The 19,337-nt window shown below is 67.7% G+C and carries 23 protein-coding genes; 4 read left to right on the top strand and 19 right to left on the bottom strand.

Annotation, left to right across the window (positions count from 1 at the left end; genetic code table 11):
* Window positions 1-52 precede the first annotated feature (52 nt).
* From ACEL_RS05330 to ACEL_RS12420, 5 genes are all read right to left on the bottom strand, one after another.
* A complete protein-coding gene (locus ACEL_RS05330; protein ID WP_011719870.1) occupies window positions 53-454 on the bottom strand; it encodes a secondary thiamine-phosphate synthase enzyme YjbQ in 402 nt (133 codons plus the stop codon).
* Between the two features lie 75 nt (window positions 455-529).
* Window positions 530-937, bottom strand: coding sequence for an ACT domain-containing protein (locus ACEL_RS05325; protein ID WP_011719869.1), 408 nt, complete (start codon window positions 935-937; stop codon window positions 530-532).
* 104 nt (window positions 938-1,041) lie between these two features.
* Complete coding sequence (locus tag ACEL_RS05320; RefSeq protein WP_011719868.1) at window positions 1,042-1,986, bottom strand: RluA family pseudouridine synthase; 945 nt, start codon at window positions 1,984-1,986, stop codon at window positions 1,042-1,044.
* Between the two features lie 30 nt (window positions 1,987-2,016).
* A complete protein-coding gene (locus tag ACEL_RS05315; protein WP_011719867.1) occupies window positions 2,017-2,565 on the bottom strand; it encodes a signal peptidase II in 549 nt (182 codons plus the stop codon).
* Between the two features lie 44 nt (window positions 2,566-2,609).
* On the bottom strand, window positions 2,610-3,209 hold the full coding sequence (locus tag ACEL_RS12420; RefSeq protein WP_202943418.1) for a TraR/DksA family transcriptional regulator: 600 nt from the start codon (window positions 3,207-3,209) through the stop codon (window positions 2,610-2,612).
* A gap of 52 nt (window positions 3,210-3,261) precedes the next feature.
* On the opposite strand from ACEL_RS12420, the gene ACEL_RS12415 reads away from it, so the two are divergent.
* The 3 genes from ACEL_RS12415 to ACEL_RS05300 all read left to right on the top strand — a co-directional run bounded on the left by ACEL_RS12415 (window position 3,262) and on the right by ACEL_RS05300 (window position 8,214).
* Window positions 3,262-4,029, top strand: a complete 768-nt coding sequence (locus ACEL_RS12415; protein ID WP_202943417.1) for a hypothetical protein — start codon at window positions 3,262-3,264, stop codon at window positions 4,027-4,029.
* Between the two features lie 221 nt (window positions 4,030-4,250).
* A complete protein-coding gene (gene ileS / locus ACEL_RS05305) occupies window positions 4,251-7,397 on the top strand; it encodes an isoleucine--tRNA ligase (protein WP_011719865.1) in 3,147 nt (1,048 codons plus the stop codon).
* Between the two features lie 316 nt (window positions 7,398-7,713).
* The gene (locus ACEL_RS05300) at window positions 7,714-8,214 is read left to right on the top strand and encodes a hypothetical protein (protein WP_011719864.1); all 501 of its coding nucleotides are present in this window, start codon (window positions 7,714-7,716) and stop codon (window positions 8,212-8,214) included.
* A 96-nt stretch (window positions 8,215-8,310) separates the two neighbouring features.
* On the opposite strand, the gene ACEL_RS05295 is transcribed toward ACEL_RS05300, so the two are convergent.
* Genes ACEL_RS05295 through ACEL_RS05285 form a run of 3 tightly spaced genes read right to left on the bottom strand, consistent with a single transcriptional unit; the run spans window position 8,311 to window position 9,730 of the window.
* Entirely contained in the window at window positions 8,311-8,490 is a 180-nt protein-coding gene (locus ACEL_RS05295) for a hypothetical protein (protein ID WP_041834965.1), read from the bottom strand.
* 12 nt (window positions 8,491-8,502) lie between these two features.
* On the bottom strand, window positions 8,503-9,411 hold the full coding sequence (locus ACEL_RS11460; protein ID WP_011719863.1) for a DivIVA domain-containing protein: 909 nt from the start codon (window positions 9,409-9,411) through the stop codon (window positions 8,503-8,505).
* 34 nt (window positions 9,412-9,445) lie between these two features.
* Entirely contained in the window at window positions 9,446-9,730 is a 285-nt protein-coding gene (locus tag ACEL_RS05285) for a YggT family protein (RefSeq protein WP_011719862.1), read from the bottom strand.
* 222 nt (window positions 9,731-9,952) lie between these two features.
* On the opposite strand from ACEL_RS05285, the gene ACEL_RS11455 reads away from it, so the two are divergent.
* On the top strand, window positions 9,953-10,927 hold the full coding sequence (locus ACEL_RS11455) for a hypothetical protein (RefSeq protein ID WP_011719861.1): 975 nt from the start codon (window positions 9,953-9,955) through the stop codon (window positions 10,925-10,927).
* A gap of 166 nt (window positions 10,928-11,093) precedes the next feature.
* Here the strand turns inward: ACEL_RS11455 and ACEL_RS05275 are convergent, their stop codons facing one another.
* The 11 genes from ACEL_RS05275 to ACEL_RS05225 all read right to left on the bottom strand — a co-directional run bounded on the left by ACEL_RS05275 (window position 11,094) and on the right by ACEL_RS05225 (window position 19,248).
* Window positions 11,094-11,621 carry a cell division protein SepF gene (locus tag ACEL_RS05275; RefSeq protein ID WP_011719860.1) on the bottom strand — a complete coding sequence of 176 codons (528 nt, stop codon included), beginning with the start codon at window positions 11,619-11,621 and terminating at the stop codon, window positions 11,094-11,096.
* 157 nt (window positions 11,622-11,778) lie between these two features.
* Window positions 11,779-12,657, bottom strand: a complete 879-nt coding sequence (locus ACEL_RS05270; protein ID WP_148204551.1) for a DUF6390 family protein — start codon at window positions 12,655-12,657, stop codon at window positions 11,779-11,781.
* Window positions 12,654-13,607 (bottom strand): DMT family transporter, encoded by a 954-nt coding sequence (locus tag ACEL_RS05265; RefSeq protein ID WP_011719858.1) that lies wholly within the window; start codon window positions 13,605-13,607, stop codon window positions 12,654-12,656. The genes ACEL_RS05270 and ACEL_RS05265 overlap by 4 nt, the downstream gene beginning before the upstream one ends.
* Window positions 13,604-13,891 (bottom strand): HypC/HybG/HupF family hydrogenase formation chaperone, encoded by a 288-nt coding sequence (locus tag ACEL_RS05260; protein WP_041834963.1) that lies wholly within the window; start codon window positions 13,889-13,891, stop codon window positions 13,604-13,606. The genes ACEL_RS05265 and ACEL_RS05260 overlap by 4 nt, the downstream gene beginning before the upstream one ends.
* Window positions 13,882-14,166, bottom strand: coding sequence for a hydrogenase maturation nickel metallochaperone HypA (locus ACEL_RS05255; RefSeq protein ID WP_011719857.1), 285 nt, complete (start codon window positions 14,164-14,166; stop codon window positions 13,882-13,884). The genes ACEL_RS05260 and ACEL_RS05255 overlap by 10 nt, the downstream gene beginning before the upstream one ends.
* The gene (locus ACEL_RS05250; RefSeq protein ID WP_011719856.1) at window positions 14,148-14,690 is read right to left on the bottom strand and encodes a hydrogenase maturation protease; all 543 of its coding nucleotides are present in this window, start codon (window positions 14,688-14,690) and stop codon (window positions 14,148-14,150) included. The genes ACEL_RS05255 and ACEL_RS05250 overlap by 19 nt, the downstream gene beginning before the upstream one ends.
* On the bottom strand, window positions 14,687-15,982 hold the full coding sequence (locus tag ACEL_RS05245) for a Ni/Fe hydrogenase subunit alpha (protein WP_011719855.1): 1,296 nt from the start codon (window positions 15,980-15,982) through the stop codon (window positions 14,687-14,689). Before ACEL_RS05245 ends, ACEL_RS05250 begins: the two co-directional genes overlap by 4 nt.
* Window positions 15,972-16,805 (bottom strand): NADH-quinone oxidoreductase subunit B family protein, encoded by an 834-nt coding sequence (locus tag ACEL_RS05240; RefSeq protein WP_011719854.1) that lies wholly within the window; start codon window positions 16,803-16,805, stop codon window positions 15,972-15,974. Before ACEL_RS05240 ends, ACEL_RS05245 begins: the two co-directional genes overlap by 11 nt.
* On the bottom strand, window positions 16,802-17,641 hold the full coding sequence (locus tag ACEL_RS05235; RefSeq protein WP_238378069.1) for an FAD/NAD(P)-binding protein: 840 nt from the start codon (window positions 17,639-17,641) through the stop codon (window positions 16,802-16,804). Before ACEL_RS05235 ends, ACEL_RS05240 begins: the two co-directional genes overlap by 4 nt.
* Window positions 17,625-18,095: a cyclic nucleotide-binding domain-containing protein gene (locus tag ACEL_RS05230; protein ID WP_011719852.1), complete on the bottom strand. Its 471-nt coding sequence runs from the start codon at window positions 18,093-18,095 to the stop codon at window positions 17,625-17,627. Before ACEL_RS05230 ends, ACEL_RS05235 begins: the two co-directional genes overlap by 17 nt.
* Window positions 18,079-19,248, bottom strand: a complete 1,170-nt coding sequence (locus ACEL_RS05225) for a 4Fe-4S dicluster domain-containing protein (protein ID WP_011719851.1) — start codon at window positions 19,246-19,248, stop codon at window positions 18,079-18,081. Before ACEL_RS05225 ends, ACEL_RS05230 begins: the two co-directional genes overlap by 17 nt.
* Window positions 19,249-19,337 lie beyond the last annotated feature (89 nt).

Genomic DNA, 19,337 nt, shown 5'->3' with positions numbered 1-19,337 from the left:
CCCCGCTCCGGGTCGTAGCCGACGCGCGGGTACTCCCTGGCCGCGTGGTGCGTCAACCGGAGAGAAACGAGAGCCGAACCCGGCGGCGCGGGTTGTCCACGTTGGTGTCCACGAGGACGACGCGTTGCCACGTGCCGAGAGCCAGCCGTCCGCCGAGAACCGGCAGCACGAGGGACGGCGAGACGAAGACAGGCAGCAGGTGATCGCGACCGTGTCCCGGGGAGCCGTGCGCGTGGCGATACCGGCCGTCGCGCGGCAACAGCCGATCGACGACCGCCGCAAGATCGTGCTCGCTGCCGGAGCCGGTCTCCATCAGCGCAACGCCGCACGTGGCGTGCGGGACGAAGACGTGCACCAGGCCGTCACCGCGGCCCGCGCAGAACCGCTCAACCTCGTCGGTGACATCGCTGACCAGCGTGCTGCCCGTCGCTACCGGAATCTCGATGCTCTCCATCCTTCACCGGCCCTCCTTGCAGCGCGTGACGCCGCTGCGGCCGCTGCGCCGAGCGCGTTACCGTCTGGTCCCTTCTTACGCGCCGAGAACCGTCGCCGCCGTCTCGTAGTCGGCGGGCGATACCCAGAGCAACATGCCGTACCGACCGTTGCCGGCTGCTACCGCAGCCGCCGCCGTCACGTTGATCCCGGCGTCCGCCAGCTTCCCGGCCACCTCTGCCATCGCGCCGACCCGGTCGTCGTCCTGCACGAGGAACGCATGCTTGCGCGGACTCAGCTCCAGACCTGCCTGACCCGCCGCGGACTCCAGCGCCGCCGGATCCTCGGGAACGAGATCGACCTGCGACTTCCCGTCACCCACGGGAAACGCCAGGACGGCGAGGAGGTTGACGCCCCGCTCGGCGAGGGAGGAGAACACCCGGCGTCCTTCGCCCGGAGCGTCGGGAACCGTCACGTAGTAGTAGTCGATGCGTCGAACCGTCATCGTGCACCCCCTCGTTGGTTGAAGCGCGGTGCGGACCGCCACCCGTCGTGGCGGGTGTCCGCACGTACCGTGGCGTCGAGGTCACCCTAGACCGCCGCGACGCGTCACGCTGCCTGACGCACGATCCGCAGTGCCCGATCCAAATCCGGTGGGTACGACGAGGTGAGTTCGATCGGGCTGCCGAGGATCGGGTGCGTGAAGCGCAAGCGGACCGCATGCAACCACTGGCGGTCCAGGCCCAGCCGGGCCGCGAACGTGGGGTCAGCGCCGTACATGAGGTCACCGACGCACGGATGCCGGATCGCCGCCATGTGCACCCGGATCTGATGGGTCCGCCCGGTCTCGAGTTCGATCTCCAGCAGGCTCGCGGCCGGCAGGGCCTCAAGGGTCGTGTAATGCGTGACGCTCGGCTTTCCGCCGGCGACGACCGCGAACCGGAACTCGTGCACCGGATGCCGGTCGATCGGGGCGTCGATGGTGCCGCGCACCGGATCCGGGTGTCCCTGCACGAGCGCGTGGTAAATCTTGTGCACCTCGCGTTCCCGGAATGCGCGTTTGAGTGTCGAATACGCCCGCTCGCTCTTGGCGACCACCATGAGCCCGCTGGTGCCGACGTCCAACCGGTGGACGATGCCTTGCCGCTCGGCCGCCCCGGAAGTAGCGACCCGATACCCGGCGGCAAGGAGCGCTCCGAGGACCGTCGCACCCTCCCAGCCGGGACTGGGGTGCGCCGCGACCCCGGCGGGTTTGTCCACGACGACGATGTCCGGATCGTCGTACACGACCGCCATGTCCGCCACCGGTGTCGGGATCACCGGCGGGCGCGGCGGTCCGGGACGGGGCACGCGGACCTCGAGCCACGACCCTGCGGCAAGCCGAGCGGACTTCGCCGGGACGACGCCGTCGACCCGAACCTGACCCGCGGCGATCAAATCGGCGACTCGAGTCCGCGACAAGCCGAGCAGCCGCGCGATGGCGACGTCCACCCGCTCGCCGTCCAACCCCTCCGGGACCGGCAGCAGACGGTCATCAAACGATTCGTCGGTCACGCGCGACACTCCCAGGCACGGTCCAACGTCTCACTCACCGGCGGCGTTGCTCCGGTCGGCAGCGGGCTCCTCGGCATCTGACGGCGAGACGTGGCGGTGCGGAGAGGACTCCGCGATCCGGCGGCCGTCGAAATGCCGGCCGGTCAGGGCAAGCCAGGCGGCCAGCACACCACCGACCGTAATCGCCGCGTCGGCAATGTTGAAAACGGCGAAATGCGGCAGCCGTATCCAGTCAACGACCTCCCCGCGGAAGATTCCCGGGGAGCGGACCAAGCGGTCGATGAGGTTCCCCGTTGCCCCGCCAAGCAGGAGCCCGAACACCCACGCCCACGCTGCGCTGTAGAGCCGGCGGGCCGTCCGGACAATCACGACGATGACGCCGATGGCGACGACCGCAAACAGCGCGGTCGCTCCGGTGCCGATGCTGAACGCCGCACCCGCGTTCCGGGTCTCTTCCAGCGTGAGGAGGCCTCCGAGGAGCCGGACCGGCGGCCGGTCCGAGAGGGTGGCGACGACGATGATCTTTGAAACGACGTCGCAGACGAAGACAGCCGACGCGGCTCCGAAGAAAATGCCCATCCGCCGGCGCGGTGCGGCATCCGGTGCAGAGGGCTCCGCGGGTGTCAGCGACGCTCCTCCCGTTGCTTGCAGGACACACATAGCGTCGCACGCGGATTCGCCTGCAGCCGGAGCTTGTTGATGGGATTGCCGCAGTTCTCGCAACGGCCGTACGTGCCATCTGCGATGCGGGCGAGTGCGTGCTCGGTCTGCACGAGCAGATCCCGGGCGTTATTGGCCAGGGACATCTCGTGCTCCCGCTCGAACGTCTTCGTGCCGGCGTCCGCCTGGTCGTCACCAGCGCCGTCGCCGCCGTCCCGCATCCGCTCCGCGAGCCCCGACTCCGCGACTTCGATCTCCCGGCGCAACCGGACAATCTCCGCTTCGAGCTGCGCACGAATCTCGTCGAGCTCAGCCGCTGTCCAGGTGTACTCATCCGCGATCTCGCCGGCTCCGACGTCGCCGGCTCCGGATGGGAGCGCCGTGGCTGTCGAGTTGGCGGGGGTCTCCGACTCGGCCGGAGCTGCTGCGGCGTCGACGCCGGCGGACGGTGCCGTGACCGGCGGTTCGGCAGCCGGCGGTTCGACGGCAGACGCGGACGACTCCGCACCGGCTGGTTCCGCGGGCTGGGCCGCTGCCGGTGACGAGAGCACGCCGCCAGGCACCTCCGCCTCATGGCGAACGGCGGTCTCGGCTGGCGTCGGGCCGGACGGCGAGGTGACGGTTGCCGGTGGCACGCTCGTGGGTGGAGCCGGTGCCTTCCGCGCGGCCTTCGCCGGCGCCTTGGCTGCCGCTCCGCCCCGCTGGGCAGCTGTTGCGGCCTTCCGGGGAGCGGTCACTTTCGCCGGTGCCTTCGCCGCCGTGGCCGCCGCCTTCTTGGAAGCAGCCGCCTGCTTCGCCGGGGTCTTCGCGGGCGCCGCAGCCTTCTTCGCCGCGGGCTTAGCCGGCGCCGTAGCCCTTTTCGTCGCGGCCTTCTTGGCCGCGGTCGTCGCGGCCTTGGCCGGTGCCGACGCCCGGGCAGCTGCTCTCGCCCCGGCAGACGCCTTGGTTGCTACCGAGGTCTTCACCGCAGACGTCTTCGTCGTCGCGGCCTTCTTTGCCGCGGCTTTCTTCGTCGCGGCCTTCTTTGCCGCGGCCTTCTTCGCCGCGGCCTTCACCGCCGCGGTCTTCGTCGCCGCGGTCTTCACAGCCGTGGCCTTCTTCGTGGCGGCCTTCACCGCCGCGGTCTTCGTCACCGTGGCCTTCGCCGCCGCGGCGCGCTTCGCCGCGGTGGCCTTCCCCGCGGCCCTTTTCGCGGTCGCCTGTGTCGTGGCCTTCCGACCCGCCACCGAAGCGTTCGCCGACACGCTCCGCTTCGCGCCACCGGCGGTGGTGCGCTTGACCCCGGTGCGCGTCCCCGTGGTGGTAGTGCGCCGGCTGGCGGGCGCCGTCGTCGTACGCCGTTGTCCTGCCATCGAGGCCCCCTCGAACCTCTCTGATTCCTGATCGTCACGCAGGTCAGCAGAGGATACGTCGGTTCCGCTGCGCGCAGCAACGCGGCACGCCGGAGATCGAATCACCAGACTCCGGAGCCTGAATCGTCGCTGCTGCCCGCAGCGTACGCGGCACGACGACGTCCCGCCACCGCGTGGTCCCTGCGATCGCCGCATAGACTTCCAGCCGAGCGGAAGTCCCAGATCTCTTTACCAGCTCAGGAAGGCGAATCCGTGTCCGGCAGACGTCGGTTCACCCCGCTGCCCGCGCAGGTCGATCTCCCAGCGCTCGAACACGAAGTCCTGCAACGCTGGCGAGACACCCGCGTCTTCGAACGGTCCCTTGCCGCGTCGGCCGGCCGGCCGCAGTGGACGTTCTATGAAGGACCGCCGACCGCCAATGGGACGCCGGGAACCCACCACGTCGAGGCGCGGGTATTCAAGGACCTCTTCCCCCGGTTCAAGACCATGAAGGGGTTTCACGTTCCCCGGAAGGCCGGGTGGGATTGCCACGGCCTGCCGGTGGAACTGCAGGTGGAACGGGAGCTCGGATTCTCCGGCAAGCAGGACATCGAGACGTACGGCATCGCGGAATTCAACGCGAAGTGCCGCGAATCGGTCGAGCGGCACGTCGACGCCTTCGAACGCCTCACCGAGCGGATGGGCTACTGGGTCGACATGTCCCAGGCGTACTGGACGATGGACCCGACCTACATCGATTCCGTCTGGTGGTCGCTGAAGAAGATCTTCGACGCTGGTCTCCTGGTACGGGACCACCGGGTTGCACCCTACTGCCCACGTTGCGGCACTCCCCTCTCCGATCACGAGGTCGCCCAGGGATATCTGACCGTCACGGATCCCAGCGTCTACGTTCGATTCCCGCTCACCAGCGGCCCGTACGCCGGCAAGGCCGATCTCCTCGTCTGGACAACGACGCCGTGGACCCTCGTCAGCAACACGGCAGTCGCGGTACATCCGGACGTCGAATACGTCGTCGCCGATACCGGCGACGGCACGCCGGTCATCGTCGCAGCGCCGTTGGTGGAGGCTGCATTACAAACCAGTCCGCGGATCATCGACCGGCTTCGCGGCCGGGAGATGGAACGCTGGAGCTACTGCCGCCCGTTCGACCTCGTCAGCTTCGACGCGGCAGCGCATTACGTCGTCCTCGCCGAATACGTGACGACCGACGACGGCACCGGTCTGGTCCACCAAGCACCGGCGTTCGGTGCGGATGACTTAGCCGTGAGCCGCGTGTACGGCTTGCCGGTCGTCAACCCCGTCCGCGCGGACGGCACGTTCCAACCGACCGTCCCGCTCGTCGGCGGCATGTTCTTCAAGGACGCCGACCGGGTGCTCGTCGACGACCTGCGGGCGCGTGGTCTGTTGCTGCGGCTCGCGCCGTACGAGCACAGCTACCCGCATTGCTGGCGGTGCGACACGCCGCTGCTGTACTACGCGCTGCCGACGTGGTACATCCGGACGACTGCCGTCAAGGACAAGCTGCTCGAGGAGAACGAGAAGACCAACTGGTTCCCGGAGACCATCAAGCATGGCCGGTACGGCGACTGGCTCCGCAACAACGTGGACTGGGCGCTTTCCCGGAACAGGTACTGGGGAACGCCGCTGCCGCTGTGGACGTGCCCCGCCGGGCACGTGACCTGCGTCGGCTCCCGGGCGGAACTCGGCAATCTTGCCGGTCAGGAACTGAGCGGCCTCGATCCACACCGACCGTACGTCGACGCCGTCACCTTCCCGTGCCCGGTCTGCGGCGCCGAAGCGCGGCGGGTCCCGGAGGTGATCGACGGTTGGTACGACTCCGGCGCCATGCCGTTTGCGCAATTCGGATACCCATTCGCCGGCGTCGACGAGTTCGAGCGGTCGTACCCGGCGGACTTCATCTGCGAAGCCATCGACCAGACCCGCGGCTGGTTCTACACGCTGATGGCCGTCGGCACGCTGGTCTTCGGCCGATCGAGCTACCGGAACGTGGTCTGCCTCGGTCACATCCTTGCCGAGGACGGCCGGAAGATGAGCAAGCACCTCGGCAACATCCTGGAGCCCATGCCGCTGATGGAACGGCACGGCGCTGATGCGTTGCGCTGGTTCATGCTTGCCTCGGGCTCGCCCTGGGTGCCCCGGCGGGTCGGCCACGACGCCCTCGACGAAGTGGTCCGCAAGGTCCTGCTCACCTACTGGAACACGGCGTCCTTCTTCGTCTTGTACGCGAACGCCAGCGGGTGGACGCCGTCCGACCCGGCACCCCCGGTCGAGACCCGGCCGCTGCTGGACCGCTGGGCGCTCAGCCGCGTGCATGCCACGACTGCCGAGGTGGACAACGCGCTGGAGTCCTTCGATTCCGCCGGTGCCGGACGACGGCTCAGCGAATTGATCGACGATTTGTCGAACTGGTACGTGCGGCGCAGCCGCCGGCGGTTCTGGGAAGGCGATGCGGCTGCGCTCGCGACCCTGTACGAGTGCCTGGAAGTGCTGACCCGGCTGCTCGCGCCGTTCGTGCCGTTCATCACCGATTACGTCCACTCCTGCCTGGTGACCGAGATGGTGCCGTCGGCGCCCGACTCCGTGCACCTGCGGGAGTGGCCGGCCGCGGATCCGGCGCGAATCGACCCAGCGCTCGACGCGCAGATGGCCCTGCTGCGCAAAGTGGTCGAACTCGGCCGGGCGGCACGGGCCGAGTCGAAGCTGCGGGTCCGGCAACCGTTGCGCCGGGCGCTGGTGCGGGCCCGCGGATGGAGCGACCTACCCGCCGAGCTGGTCGAGCAGGTCGCGGACGAGCTCAACGTACGGCAGGTCGTCGACGCATCGACCAGCGACGTACACGTGATCACCAGGATGGTGAAACCGAATTTCCGGGCCCTTGGAAAGCGTTTCGGGCAGCGTACGCCGCGCATCGCCGCCGCAATCACCGCTGCGGAGCCGAACGCGCTCAGCCGCGAACTGTCCGAGCGCGGCACCGTGCAGGTGACGGTCGACGGTGAACCCGTCGACCTTGGCCCGGACGACGTCATCGTCTCCGAGGCACCGGCGGAAGGCTGGGTGGTCGCCAGCGACGGTGAGATTTTCGTCGCGCTCGACATCGAACTAACGCCCGAGCTCGTCTCCGCCGGAATCGCCCGCGAAGTCATCCGATTTCTGCAAGACGCCCGGAAGAATTCCGGCCTCGACATCAGCGATCGGATCGAGGTGTGGTGGCAGGCGGAGCGCGACGACGTGGCCGCCGCGATCCGCGAGCACGCCAAGCTGATCAGCACCGAGGTGCTGGCCGTCGCATTCACCGAAGGCCGGCCGAACGCCGAGATCCGCACCCACCACGACGATGACCTCCGTCTCACCGCGTGGTTGCGAACGGCAGGCGGCTAGCCACGCGCCGGCCTCGACGCCGGCGCGGCAGGCGGGTGGCCCGGTGATCCGGGTAGGGCAGGCGGCCGGCCCGGTGATCCGGGGCGGCCGACGACCGTCCGATGCTGCAGATACGGCCGACGGCCGCCCGCCCGGGAGATCGTCCTATCGGTCGATGCCGGAACCACCCATTCGGCGCAGTCAAGGTGACTCCCCCCGGCTGCCGATCCAAGGAACACGGGGATAGGCGGTCGGGTCAGCTGGCACGCACGGCGGCGAGTCGGCCGGACCGCCGCCCCGCGCAGCCCTATTCGTGGATGCGTGACGGGAGGTTGAAGTGGCGGTAGTCCCTCACGTCGGCCAGCCGCCGCTGCCCAACGTGTCGCTGCGTCCCGGGGCGGTCGCCGTCCCAGCCCTCGCCAGCCAGATCCGGCCGGCGCTCGTCCTCCCCGAGCGGGAAACCCGCGAGCTCATCGCCCAAGCGCGGCTCCACGACGTCGGAAACGGCGGTCATTTCGCGGCGGGGCCGGCCGGCATCCAGGTGTGGAGCGGCCCGTTTGACGGGCCCGGCGGCACCCGTGGCAGCGCCGTTCACCTGGGATCGGTGGACTGGAGCTACAACACACCGGTCAAGCACTACGCCACGATTTACCGTGCGATGGTCACCGCCGACGGAGTGGCGCGGGGCGAAACGACGGCGTCCATCCTGGCCCGGGTGCTCGCGCTCACCGGCCTGTCTGTCGACGGCACGCGGCTCACGATGCCGATGCCGCCCGCGCGGGATCCGTTCCGGCAGCGGTCCCGCTGGCCAACGGCGGTCACCGACCCCGGCAGCTGACACCCCACGCCATTCGGGCAGGTGAGCGGCCACAGCCGCCACGAGCAGTCCGCAGGGCGGCCGCGGATCGGAGGACCGGTCGCGTTCGGCCGCGGATTACGGGTAGCGGCGGGGACGACGACGCCACGGAATTGCACTCGCGATCACAGCGAGGAAGGCGGCGACGCACAGACCGATTGCCACGTAGTACAACGCCGGACGCGAGAACAAGACCCCGGCGCCGACGAGTGCCGCAGCGATGAACACCGCGGCGCCGCTGATTTTGATCACAATCACGATGCGGCCAGATCAGCCATTGGTCGGCGGAATTTCCGGACCTTCGTCCACCTCGAACCCACTCGGCGGCTTCTGGTCCGGCGGTCCACCAGGGCCACTGGGCGGTCCACCGAGAGTGGGCGGCGCCGGGATGTTGCCGGACGGGGTCTGGGTGCCCGCGGCCGCTCCACCGAAGCCTGCCGGTAGCGATGACGGCGAACCTGCGCTGAACGGTGCTGCACCGGACGAGGTACCGCCGCCGGGCTGACCCGGAGGGGTGCCGGGCACAAAGGGGCTGGCAGGCCTCGGCTGCGCCGGCGGGGCGAGCGGTGGAACCGCTGGTCCCGCTGTCGCCGGACCCGATGCCGGCGGAGCCGTTGTCGCCGGAGCCGGCCGGGGTGTATCCGTACCGCGGCCCTCGAGGTCCCGCAGCTGCGCCTCCAGGTAGGCCTTGAGCCGGGCGCGGTACTCGCGCTCGAACGCCCGGAGTTCATCAACCCGGCGTTCCAGCTTCTCGCGCTCGGCGTCCAAGTTGCCGATCACTGCCCGGTGCCGCTCCTGCGTCTCGCGCTCCAACTGCTCGACCCGCGCCCGCGCATCAGAAATGATCTTCTCGGCGTCCCGTTTCGCCTCGGCCACCATCTCATCGGCCGTCCGCTGGGCGGCGGCCAGCACGCGGACAGCGGCCTGCTGCGGATCCTCGCCAACCTGGACCGGCGCCGGAGCGCCGGCGGACCCACCGGAAGCCGCCTGCTGGGCGTCTCGCAGGGCCTGTTCAGCGGCTTGCAACCGCGCCCGCAGGTCGGCATTCTCCCGGTGCAGGCGGGCGAGTTCGGCTTCGACTTGGTCCAGGAATTCGTCAACCTCGGCTTCGTCGTACCCGCCACGAAACCGCGAATGCGTGAACTGCTTGTTCTTCACGTCCTCAGCGGTGAGCGGCATGGCTGTCACCTCACATGAGTAGGCATTGACCGGATCATAAGGACGCCACGACGGATTGCAGAATCACCACGCCGATGAACAGGCCGATCCAGGCAATGTCCAGTCCGAACCGCCCGATCCGCACGGGCGGCACCACCCGGCGTAACGCCCGCAACGGCGGATCGGTTATCGAGTAACAGAATTCGAGCACCACGAGGACGCCGCCGCGCGGCCGCCACTCGGGTGCGAACACCTGCACCCAGTCGAAGACCAACCGTACGATCAAGAGGATCAAGAAGATCCAGAGGATCACTTCGATGAGGGTCCACAGTGCGGCCACCGGTGCGCAATCGCCGTCCTTCGCCGTCCACGTTGCGATCTTGTCGTTGCAGGTAACCCGAGCTTAGCCCGACCCGGGCCGCCGCCTGCCACGGCGGCACCGAAAATGTCACTCCTCCCGCGCACGATGCCTGTCGCACGGCCGTACCGGCCGGCGCCCCTCCCGGCGGGCTGCCGGGACCCGACCTGCCAACGGTCGGGCGCATCACGCGAGGAGGACTACATGGTCAACAACGACGACACGCCGGCACCGGGTGGCGCAGCGCCATCTCCCGGAGGCCTGACACCGCCGGCCCACGGTACCGGACACGCGACGGGCGCCGCGTCGTCCGCCGAACCGACAACCTCGGCACCGCAGCCGCGGCCCGGCACACCACCACCGACAGCCCAGGGATACACTCCGCCGGCCGGCCCGGCCCGCACATCGTGGTTCGCCCGGCACAAGATTCTCACCGGGCTGGGCGTTCTGATCGTGCTCATTGTCGTGATCGCCGTTGCGACGTCGCATCCGACGCCGAGCAAGACGAATGCTGCGACGTCAGGTGCGGCGCAGAGCACAGCAGCCGCATCGTCCGGGCTGGTGACGACGGCCGCGACGGGCTCCACGCCGGAGTCCGCGGCAGCGACCGAGGCGTCTACCGAGCCGGCAACCCCGGCACAGACGCCGATCGCGTCGCCGCGCAGCTACTCGGGGCAGGGCGATTCCGTCGTCCACATCACCAAACCGGTGAGCGGCCCGGTGCTGCTCACGGCCACGTACCAAGGCGGCGCGAACAACTTTGTGGTTGAAGCGCTCGGGCCGGATCTCAGCAGCACCGACGTCCTCATCAATACGATCGGCGCCTACCACGGCACCGTGCTCCTCGACGGGCCGAACTCGTTCTCGCAGGACACGACCGCCCTCAAGGTGACAGCGACCGGCCCGTGGTCCATCACACTGGCCGATCCCCGAACGGCACGGAACTTCGACACCACGATTTCCGGCAAGGGCGACGAGGTTGTCAACTACACCGGTGGACCAGCCGCCTTCCTGATCACAAATCAGGGCCAGGACAACTTCGTCGTGACCGCACTTGGTGGCGACTTCCCTGACCTGTTGGTCAACACCATCGGGAACTATCACGGTACCGTGCCGATCTCGGCTTCGGGGCTCGTGCAGATCGAATCGGATGGTTCCTGGACGATGACCAAGCAGTAGGGAACGTGCACCGGGTTGCGCCCGCGACAAGGTACCGGGTGTGACGGGGCTGCGCAGCCGAGACACACGCGAGCGACGCGGGGCCGTCGCCTGACGATGACGGTTGACCTGGAACCGCGCGGTGCCGGGCGGTGGGACACAGCCTCCGGCATTGACCTTCAGATCGTCAGGACTGGTTGAAGAAGCCGCCCTCAGCCATGCGGCGCTTGTCCTCTGCGGTCACTTCGACGTTCCGCGGCGAGAGAAGGAAGACCTTACTGGTGATCCGTTCAATGCTCCCGCGGAGACCGAAGGTCAAGCCGGCTGCGAAGTCAACGAGCCGCTTAGCGTCCGCGTCGTCCATCTCGGTGAGATTCATGATCACCGGAATGCCTTCCCGGAAGTGCTCGCCGATCGCCCGCGCTTCGTTATAGGTGCGTGGGTGCAGCGTCGTGACCCGAAGCGGCGGAGTCGGACGCTCGGTCGGTGCGGGCTCGCTGACCCGCCGCAGCTCCGCAGGGTCGGCGGGACTCGACTCCCGCGCATCCATCCGCCGCACGACCGCAGTTCGCCGTGAGCCAAGGTCGCGTTCCACGGCCTCACGAGGCTCACGGCGATGCGGTTCGGCATCGTCGTAGTCGTCGTAGTCCTCGTAGCGCTCCTCGTCGTCCTCGACCAAGCCGAGGTAGACAGCCGCCTTGCGCATGAAGGCCATCGGCTTCCTCCGAACCGCTCGGCGAACGCGTCACTGCCTGGCTAACGCCAGGTCACGAGAGGAGCCTACTCAGGGCGGGGCCGTGAACCGAGCAACGCCGCGCCTATCCGCATGTGTGTCGCGCCGGCGGACGGGATGGGTCTGACGACGTCAGCGATCAGCCGAGGGCGGCAGCGGCGACACCCGCACCGTTGACCGCCCGGAGCAACCGCTCGGTAATGCGGAGAAGAGTCCAGGCCTGACGAGGAGTGACACGATCGCATACGAAATCCCAGTGCAGCACCATAATGTCGCCTGCCTGTGGAGGATCGATGAACGCCAGACCCGCCTCCTGCCAGCGGACAGTCCGCAGGGTCGACTCGGCGAGACTGAGCCGTCCATCGTGCCAGCGCAGCGGTCGCGTACGCACCGTAACCAGCGCCCCATTCCGCTCGACGACAACCGCAGGAGCGGTCCGGCACCGATCAAGGATGCGGAGCGGCTCGTCGACGGTGCCAGTGCGCAGCAACCCGATCCAGGGGTAGACAGCGAAGACGTGGAAGCAGTGGTGGGGTACCGCCCCAGCCGCGATGACGTCAAAGACCCACTTCTCGGCCCGGCCGATCGTGCCGTGGAAGCGGTCGGCGACGTGAGAGGCGAGACTAACGGGCGGCACCCGCCAGAGCAACTCGTTGCCCACCCAGTAGGCGCTGACCACCCTGCTGTCGAGCGGATCTGCAAGGCCGTTGCACTCAGCGATCAGAGTCAAGTACGGCCATGCGCCCTCGAAGGTGCGGGCCAGCTCGGCCAATCCGGGATCGCACGCCCGCTCCTGTCCGTACTCGAGCAACGTCCGCGGCTGATCCGCACCGCAGAGCCCGAGCGCGTTCGGCGGGTACGCGTACCGGGCAAAGAGCAACGGCCCTGGCCCGCTGAAAGGCGTCCGCCGCCCGGTGACGGCCGGCCGAGCCGGGTGACGTCCGCCGGCAGCATCACCTGGGCCGCGGACGAGCCTCCCTGGGTTGCTGGACGCTTCCACGGACAGATCACCACTCATCGGGACGGAGACGCCGTGACGACGGGCTTTCGTGCGTTTGGCGAATAGCGGAGTGCCGCCCATGCGATCAAGCCGCAACCCACAGTGATGGCGACGAGTGCGGGCACCTTGAGAGACCCCGACCCGAACATGGCCGACAGAAGAGCAGTGATCACTGCGCCAAACACCAGCACCGCGGTCACGTCAACGGCCTGTGCGCGGGCAAGCGCCGCATACCACGTCGCCACATAGCCGGTGAGCAGAACGCCGGTGACAATCACCCACTGCCACTGTGCCGCGTCAAGAGCGATGAGCTGGTGGAACTTACCGGTTAACGCCAGCCAGGCAACAAGCAAGGCTGTCCCACCCGCCATGCGCACGACGGCGAGGAGGTGCGAGGAGAACCGGCGGAGCAGACGCTTGACGTACACGACCTCCACGGACCAGAGGAGAGTCGCCGCTAAGATCATCGCTTCCCCGCGACCGAACGCAACTGTCCCCGCCCGGCCGGCGAGGAGCGCCTGGCCGACGAGGAGGAGCAGGATCGCGACGAGGTGCGGCCACCCGACCCGTTCCCGCAAGAGCGGTACAGCCAGCAACGCGACCCAGACAATCAAGGTTTTGTGCAGGAAGGCCGCCTGGGTCGCCTGGGCTGCCGCCAATCCCTGGAAAAACAAGGCGAACGGCACGCTGCCGCCCACGATCGCCAGCGCAAGGAACGCCAGAATCCGTCGTGGCCCGACCGGATGGCTTTGGCCGACACCGCCCGTCCGCGGGCTGGCTCGCCCCGTCCTCCAGCCGGCGGCCGCCCAGATTCCGATCAGCAGCACGCCGGCCACACCGTTCTTCGCCGTGGTGTACACGGTCTGGTCGTGGAAGTGCTTGACCGCGTCGCTGTTGAGATACACGGCCACTCCACTGATCACAGCAGTAACAAACGCCAGGACGACACCGGTGATCCGTTGCGTCATGACTCTTCACCCTCCTCCTGTCGCAGGCTCGAACCGCCCTGCCGAGCGACGATCGTCGTCCGGTCAGCCAGCCGCCGCCCCTCCGCTCGGAGTTGCAGCGCAGCACGCGCCGTCTCCGCATCCAGCACCTCAACCGGGACGCCCAGGTGAATGAGCAGATGATCACCTACCTGGGCGTTAGGCACAAAGCTCAAGCCAACGGCCCGTCCGTCGTCGAGGATGCCGACGCGTACGCCGTCCTGCTCCTCGATCGCCCGTAGAAGGGCGATGGCGCCTAGGCACATGCGCCCTCCCCCGACGAGCCACCATCGACCTCGATGCTCTCCAGCAGGACGCCGTCCCCCCTCGAGTCGGTCGACCCGGTGACAACGTCGACGTCGGCCTGAGCGGCGATCGACCCGGCTGCGGCGAACCGGAACTGCTCGCGCACGCTTTCGGGTGTCACGTGCGCAAACGGGCCGACCCGCACCCGTATCCGGTGAACGCGGGTCGCGCCGACCCGTCGGGCGTGCTCCTCGACGACCCGCAGAAGATCGGCAATCAGTGCCCGCTCGTGCATCCGACCACCCCTTCCCACCCGGCGCCCCCAGCCGCAGCTGCGGCACTGTCGGACCGCAGTGCCCACGTCGCTTCGCGGGAAACCAAGGCCGCCACGTGGTCGACCTGGGCAGCCACCGCCGGGCTCATCGGCTGCCCGAGCGCGAAGGCAGAACCGACGACGCCGTAGATGACAACACGTCGGGGCAGACAGCCGAGAACGCCAGCAATGTCGAGGAGCTCCGGGACGCCGAACGCATGCGTCGACGACCCGGCGTGCCGTCCAAAGTCAGTCGCCGCGTCGGCATCGGAGCGGATCACTGTGCCCGCCGGCAACGGTGCATGCACGGCGTCCACCAGGATGGCCTCGTCGACGACCGCGGAGAGGAAGGCGTCCAGAACGCCGGTCACGTCCCCAGCCGCAGAGACCACCCGCAGACCCGGCTCCCGGCGGCCCGCGAGCCGCTCCGCCACGGCAAGGCCCACCTGGTCGTCGCCTCGAAATGGGTTACCGCAGCCGGCCACCACGACGCGCCGTCGGCTCATCGCCGGTTCACCTCCAGCCGGAGGAAGTGAGTAGCGCACGAAATGCACGGGTCGTAGTTGCGAATCGCTTGCTCGCAGAGGTGGCGCAACTGCTCATCGTCGAGGTCGCGGTAACGGACGACAACGTCGTGCACGTCTCCTTCGATCGCTGCCTGATTCTGCGCTGTCGGAGGCACGATCTCCGCGTCGAGAATCGTCCCGTCGCCGTCAAGACGGTAACGGTGGTAGAGCAGACCGCGCGGTGCCTCGCTGACGCCGTGACCGGTACCTGGCCGAACGACGACGGGCACGGCCGGAATTTCGGGTCGCTCATAAATGTCAATCAGCCGCAGTGCTTCATCGCAGGCGTACACGAGTTCGACGCTGCGCACCACGATGCTGCGAAAGACGTCCCGGCACACCTCGCCGAGCCCGGCTTCGCGGGCACATTCCTTGGCCAGCGGAGACAGTTGCCGATAATTCAGGCTGTAACGGGCAAGCGGCCCGCAGAGGTACCGCCCGGCGCCACGCAACCGTGAATGCAGTGCAGTGGAATGGCCGACCTGCTCCTCTTCGAAGTAGTCGTCGTAGCGGGAAGCGTCGATATCCAGACCGGTATCCGACCGAATACGGCCGCGCTCAATAGCGTAACTGTCCGGCTGGTGGAGGGCGACAAGCGCGCCCTCGAATACCCGCTCGGGGAAGGAGAATCCCGAGACCCACCGGACGGTCTCGACTGCGATTTCGCGCGCCTGCTCGAGCTCGGGCCGGAGCGCGCGAAGTTCGGACGCCGAAGGGACGCGGTAGAAGCCGCCGACTCGTACATTGATCGGATGAATTTCGCGGCCGCCGAGAACCCGCATGAGGTGGTTGCCTGCCGCCTTGAGCTGTAGGCCCCGCTGCACGATGTCCGGGTAATCGCGGGCCAACGTGATGGCATCAGGGTAACCAAGGAAATCCGGTGCATGAAGCAGGTACACGTGCAAGGCGTGACTCTCGATCCACTCACCGCAGTACAACAATCGGCGCAGATGGTGAATGGATTCGGGTACGTCCACACCGGCGAGACTCTCCACGGCGTTGACCGCGCTGGTCTGATAGGCGACCGGGCAGATGCCACAAATACGCGCGGTGATGTCGGGAGCCTCGAAGCACGACCGGCCGCGCAAGAGAGCCTCAAAGAAACGCGGCGGCTCGAAGATGCGCAACTCCACCTTGGTGACGACGTCGCCATCACATTCGACGAACAGCGCCCCTTCGCCCTCGACCCGGGCAAGGTAGTCAGTTCGCAGGACCCGACGTTCAGCGGACATCGGCATCCTCCGAGCGGAAAGTCGAGCGATCGACGACTGAACGAAACGCCGGGGCAGCGGCGTTGAACGTTTGAAAGACGCGATGCACGTCCCGCTCGGCCATTCCGTCTCGTCGCAGCCTCCGGACCAGCGCAGCGGTGTTCGGTGACTCCATTGGACCGAAACACCCGTAGCAGCCGCGATCGTACGCTGGGCAGATGGCCCCACATCCGCCGCGAGTCACCGGCCCAAGGCACGGAATACCGCGCGCAACGGTAAGACAGACGGTCCCGCGACGCTTGCACTCCATGCATACGCTGGTGGTGGCGATGCCCGGCCGCCGGCCGACGAGAAATGCTTGGATCACTTCGAGCAGTTCGTCTTTATTGACGGGACAGCCGGACAGCTCGAAATCGACCTGGACATGGGCGGAAATCGGCGTCGACGTCGCCAGACTCGCAATGTAACCGGGAGTTGGATACACCGTGCGGGCGAATTCCCCGGCGTCGGCGAAGTTCCGCAGCGCCTGAATGCCGCCTGCCGTCGCACACGCGCCGATGGTCACCAAGGTTCGTGACGCTCGGCGAATCTCCTGAATCCGCTCGGCGTCATGCTCTGTCGTCACCGAACCCTCCACAAGCGAAAGGTCGTACGGCCCGGCCACGTTCCGGCTGGTCGCCTCGTGAAATTCGGCAATCTCGACGACCTCAGCAAGGGTGAGGAGGGCATCCTCGAGGTCGAGGAGGCTGAGCTGACACCCATCGCACGATGCAAACTTCCAGACCGCGAGGGTCGGCCGGGCAGAGCGCTGCGGCGGAGCACTGTGCTGAGGCAGACTGGTCACAGCTCACGCACCTCCATCAGGGGAGCCAGCCGGCTGTAGGGATAGACCGGACCGTCCCGGCAGACCAACGTGGGACCCAGTTGGCAATGGCCGCACCAGCCGACGCCGCACTCCATGTGCCGCTCCATGGACACATAGATGGCATCGCTGCTCAGACCACGGGCGATGAGCGCCTCCGCGCTCAATCGCATCATGATTTCGGGCCCACACATATAGACCCGCGTTGCAGCCGGATCGACGTCCGCGGTAGCGATGAGCTTGGGGACGACACCGACCTGTCCCCGCCAGCTGCTGTCCGCTCGATCCACCGTGACGGCGACCCTCGCCGCCTCGGCCCATCGGGTGAGTTCGTCGCGGTATAGCAAATCCGCCGGTGTCCGTGCGCCGTACAGCACGGTCAGCCCGGTGTGTGCGCCTCCAGCGTCGAGAACAGCGCGGATGAGCGGACGCAGCGGCGCGAGCCCAATTCCTCCGGCGACGACGAGCACGTGCCGTCCGCGTGCTTCGACAATGGGCCAGGCCGTGCCGCAGGGGCCGCGAAGGCCGAGCACGCTGCCCGGCGTTGACGCACAGATCGCCCGTGAGACAGCCCCTACCGCGCGGACGGTGATGCTGAGCGTTCCGTCGTCGTCAATACCACTCACCGAGATTGGCACCTCACCGATGCCGAGCAGATAGACCATGAGGAATTGTCCCGGCTCGATGGTCATCCCGGACGCATCCAGAGGCTGGAGACGGAGCGTCACCGTATCAGCCGTCTCCGGACGCCGCTCGGCAACGCGGAATGGTTGGGGGGTCCACACCCGCGGCACCGTTGGCTCATCGAAGGTCAACATCGCCGTACACATCCATCAACCGCAGTCGCGTCCACTGCAACCGCTCAATCAGTACCTGAGCGAACCGCTCCATGAGCGCGTAACCGAGGCTCGGGTCTGCTGCGCATTTCTCGCGCAGGCATGCTGCATCGAAACCCAGCGCGAGCACGGTGGTGAGAGCGCGCGCGTCGAAATGCCATCGGTACGGACGAAACATCCACGACCAGCCGAGAACCTCGCCGGCGCCAAGAGTTTCGATCGTCATGGCGCCCCGACTGGGAAGGAACATTTCGAGAGCGACCGTGCCATGACGGATCACGTAGAAACTGTCCGCCGGCTCCCCGGTACGGAAGAGCTGCGCCCCTTCGGCGAAGCGGACATTCGCCGCGCATCCGGTGAGCAGCTGACGTGCGGTGGCCGGCAGATCCGCGAAGAGCGGAACCTCGGCGAGGACAGTGTCAAGTTCGCGAATCATGGCCGCCGTCCGTTGCGCGAATTGCCGCTGCCTCCGCGGTGATGTCGATGCCGACCGGGCACCAGGTGATGCATCGCCCGCAACCGACGCAACCGGCGGTGCCGAACTGCTCCCACCAGGTACCGAGCTTGTGCGTCAACCACTGGCGGTAACGGGCTTTTGCCGAAGCCCGGACGCTGCCGCCGTGAATGTAGGAATGCTCGAGCGAGAAGCAGCTGGCCCAGACTCGTGACCGTTGCGCGGCACCGTCCAGGAGATCCGTCGTGTCCTCCACCGAGAAGCAGAAGCACGTCGGACACGCCAGCGTGCAGTTGCCACAACTGAGACACCGCGCCGCAACGTCGTCCCACTGAGGGTGCTCAAGGTTCCGGGCGAGCAGTTCGGGCAGGTCCCGCGTGTCAAGCTGTCGACCCATGCGACCCGCCGCCGCCTCGACCGCCTCACGTGCCGCCGACACATCGGCCTCGGTTGCCGGTCGCAGTGGCAGGAGATTAACGATTTCAGCGCCTCGTTTAGTGCCCGCTTCAACGAGAAAGCGATGCTCCGAGCCGAGAATCTCGCTCAGCGCTATGTCATAGCCGCTCTCGACCTGCGGGCCGGTCTCCATCGATGCACAGAAGCACGTACCCGCCGGCTCGTAGCAATTCACCGCAACGATGAAAAGATCCTGCCGGCGGCGAGCATAGTCAGGTTCGGGATTCTTGCCGCCGAGAAAGACTCGATCCTGTATCTGAATGGCATGGAGTTCACACGCGCGCACACCGAGAAAGGCCAGCGGTTGCTCTGGCGCGCCCGTCACATCGACGGCCGAGTCGACGCGCAGGCCGAGCTCGGGGTCTCGCCGGGCACGCCAGAGTGGTATCCGCGGCGGAAAGAGAAAACGCTTCCATGAGTGCGGCCCGACAGCGTAGCCAAAGCGGGCTTGGTCGGGGCGCCGTCGCAACCGGTACCGGCCGCCGTCCTGCTCGTCGCTCCACCCGGCAGGCAGTTGCGCGGCGCTGGTGAGATCCTCGTAAGCGATTGCCCCGTCGCGTAGCGTTGGGCCGATCACTCGATAGCCCCGTTCGCGCAGAAGGGTAACCAGGTCATCAAGCCCCGCGGGTTCCATCACGCCGCGGACTGACCCCGGCGCGGAGGCGACGCGATCCGTCACCGTGCCCTCCTCTGCAGCCGCGCCGGACGGCGGAGCTCTCCGGCTCGACCGGCCGGCGTTGGCCGGCTGGTCCTCGTACCGCTTTCACC

This window comes from Acidothermus cellulolyticus 11B (genome assembly GCF_000015025.1).
In the GTDB taxonomy this organism is placed as follows: Bacteria; Actinomycetota; Actinomycetes; order Acidothermales; family Acidothermaceae; genus Acidothermus; species Acidothermus cellulolyticus.
Note: the sequence above shows the minus strand (reverse complement) of the source record. Positions and strands in the feature narration are given on the sequence as shown.

Excerpts from the sequence above, each read along its gene's own strand:
- ACEL_RS05330 (WP_011719870.1), bottom strand. The coding sequence starts at position 454 with ATGGAGAGCATCGAGATTCCGGTAGCGACGGGCAGCACGCTGGTCAGC.
- ACEL_RS05325 (WP_011719869.1), bottom strand. The coding sequence starts at position 937 with ATGACGGTTCGACGCATCGACTACTACTACGTGACGGTTCCCGACGCT.
- ACEL_RS05315 (WP_011719867.1), bottom strand. The coding sequence starts at position 2,565 with ATGGGCATTTTCTTCGGAGCCGCGTCGGCTGTCTTCGTCTGCGACGTC.
- ACEL_RS11460 (WP_011719863.1), bottom strand. The coding sequence starts at position 9,411 with ATGCCGCTCACCGCTGAGGACGTGAAGAACAAGCAGTTCACGCATTCG.
- ACEL_RS11455 (WP_011719861.1), top strand. The coding sequence starts at position 9,953 with ATGGTCAACAACGACGACACGCCGGCACCGGGTGGCGCAGCGCCATCT.
- ACEL_RS05275 (WP_011719860.1), bottom strand. The coding sequence starts at position 11,621 with ATGGCCTTCATGCGCAAGGCGGCTGTCTACCTCGGCTTGGTCGAGGAC.
- ACEL_RS05270 (WP_148204551.1), bottom strand. The coding sequence starts at position 12,657 with ATGAGTGGTGATCTGTCCGTGGAAGCGTCCAGCAACCCAGGGAGGCTC.
- ACEL_RS05265 (WP_011719858.1), bottom strand. The coding sequence starts at position 13,607 with ATGACGCAACGGATCACCGGTGTCGTCCTGGCGTTTGTTACTGCTGTG.
- ACEL_RS05260 (WP_041834963.1), bottom strand. The coding sequence starts at position 13,891 with ATGTGCCTAGGCGCCATCGCCCTTCTACGGGCGATCGAGGAGCAGGAC.
- ACEL_RS05255 (WP_011719857.1), bottom strand. The coding sequence starts at position 14,166 with ATGCACGAGCGGGCACTGATTGCCGATCTTCTGCGGGTCGTCGAGGAG.
- ACEL_RS05250 (WP_011719856.1), bottom strand. The coding sequence starts at position 14,690 with ATGAGCCGACGGCGCGTCGTGGTGGCCGGCTGCGGTAACCCATTTCGA.
- ACEL_RS05245 (WP_011719855.1), bottom strand. The coding sequence starts at position 15,982 with ATGTCCGCTGAACGTCGGGTCCTGCGAACTGACTACCTTGCCCGGGTC.
- ACEL_RS05235 (WP_238378069.1), bottom strand. The coding sequence starts at position 17,641 with ATGTTGACCTTCGATGAGCCAACGGTGCCGCGGGTGTGGACCCCCCAA.
- ACEL_RS05230 (WP_011719852.1), bottom strand. The coding sequence starts at position 18,095 with ATGATTCGCGAACTTGACACTGTCCTCGCCGAGGTTCCGCTCTTCGCG.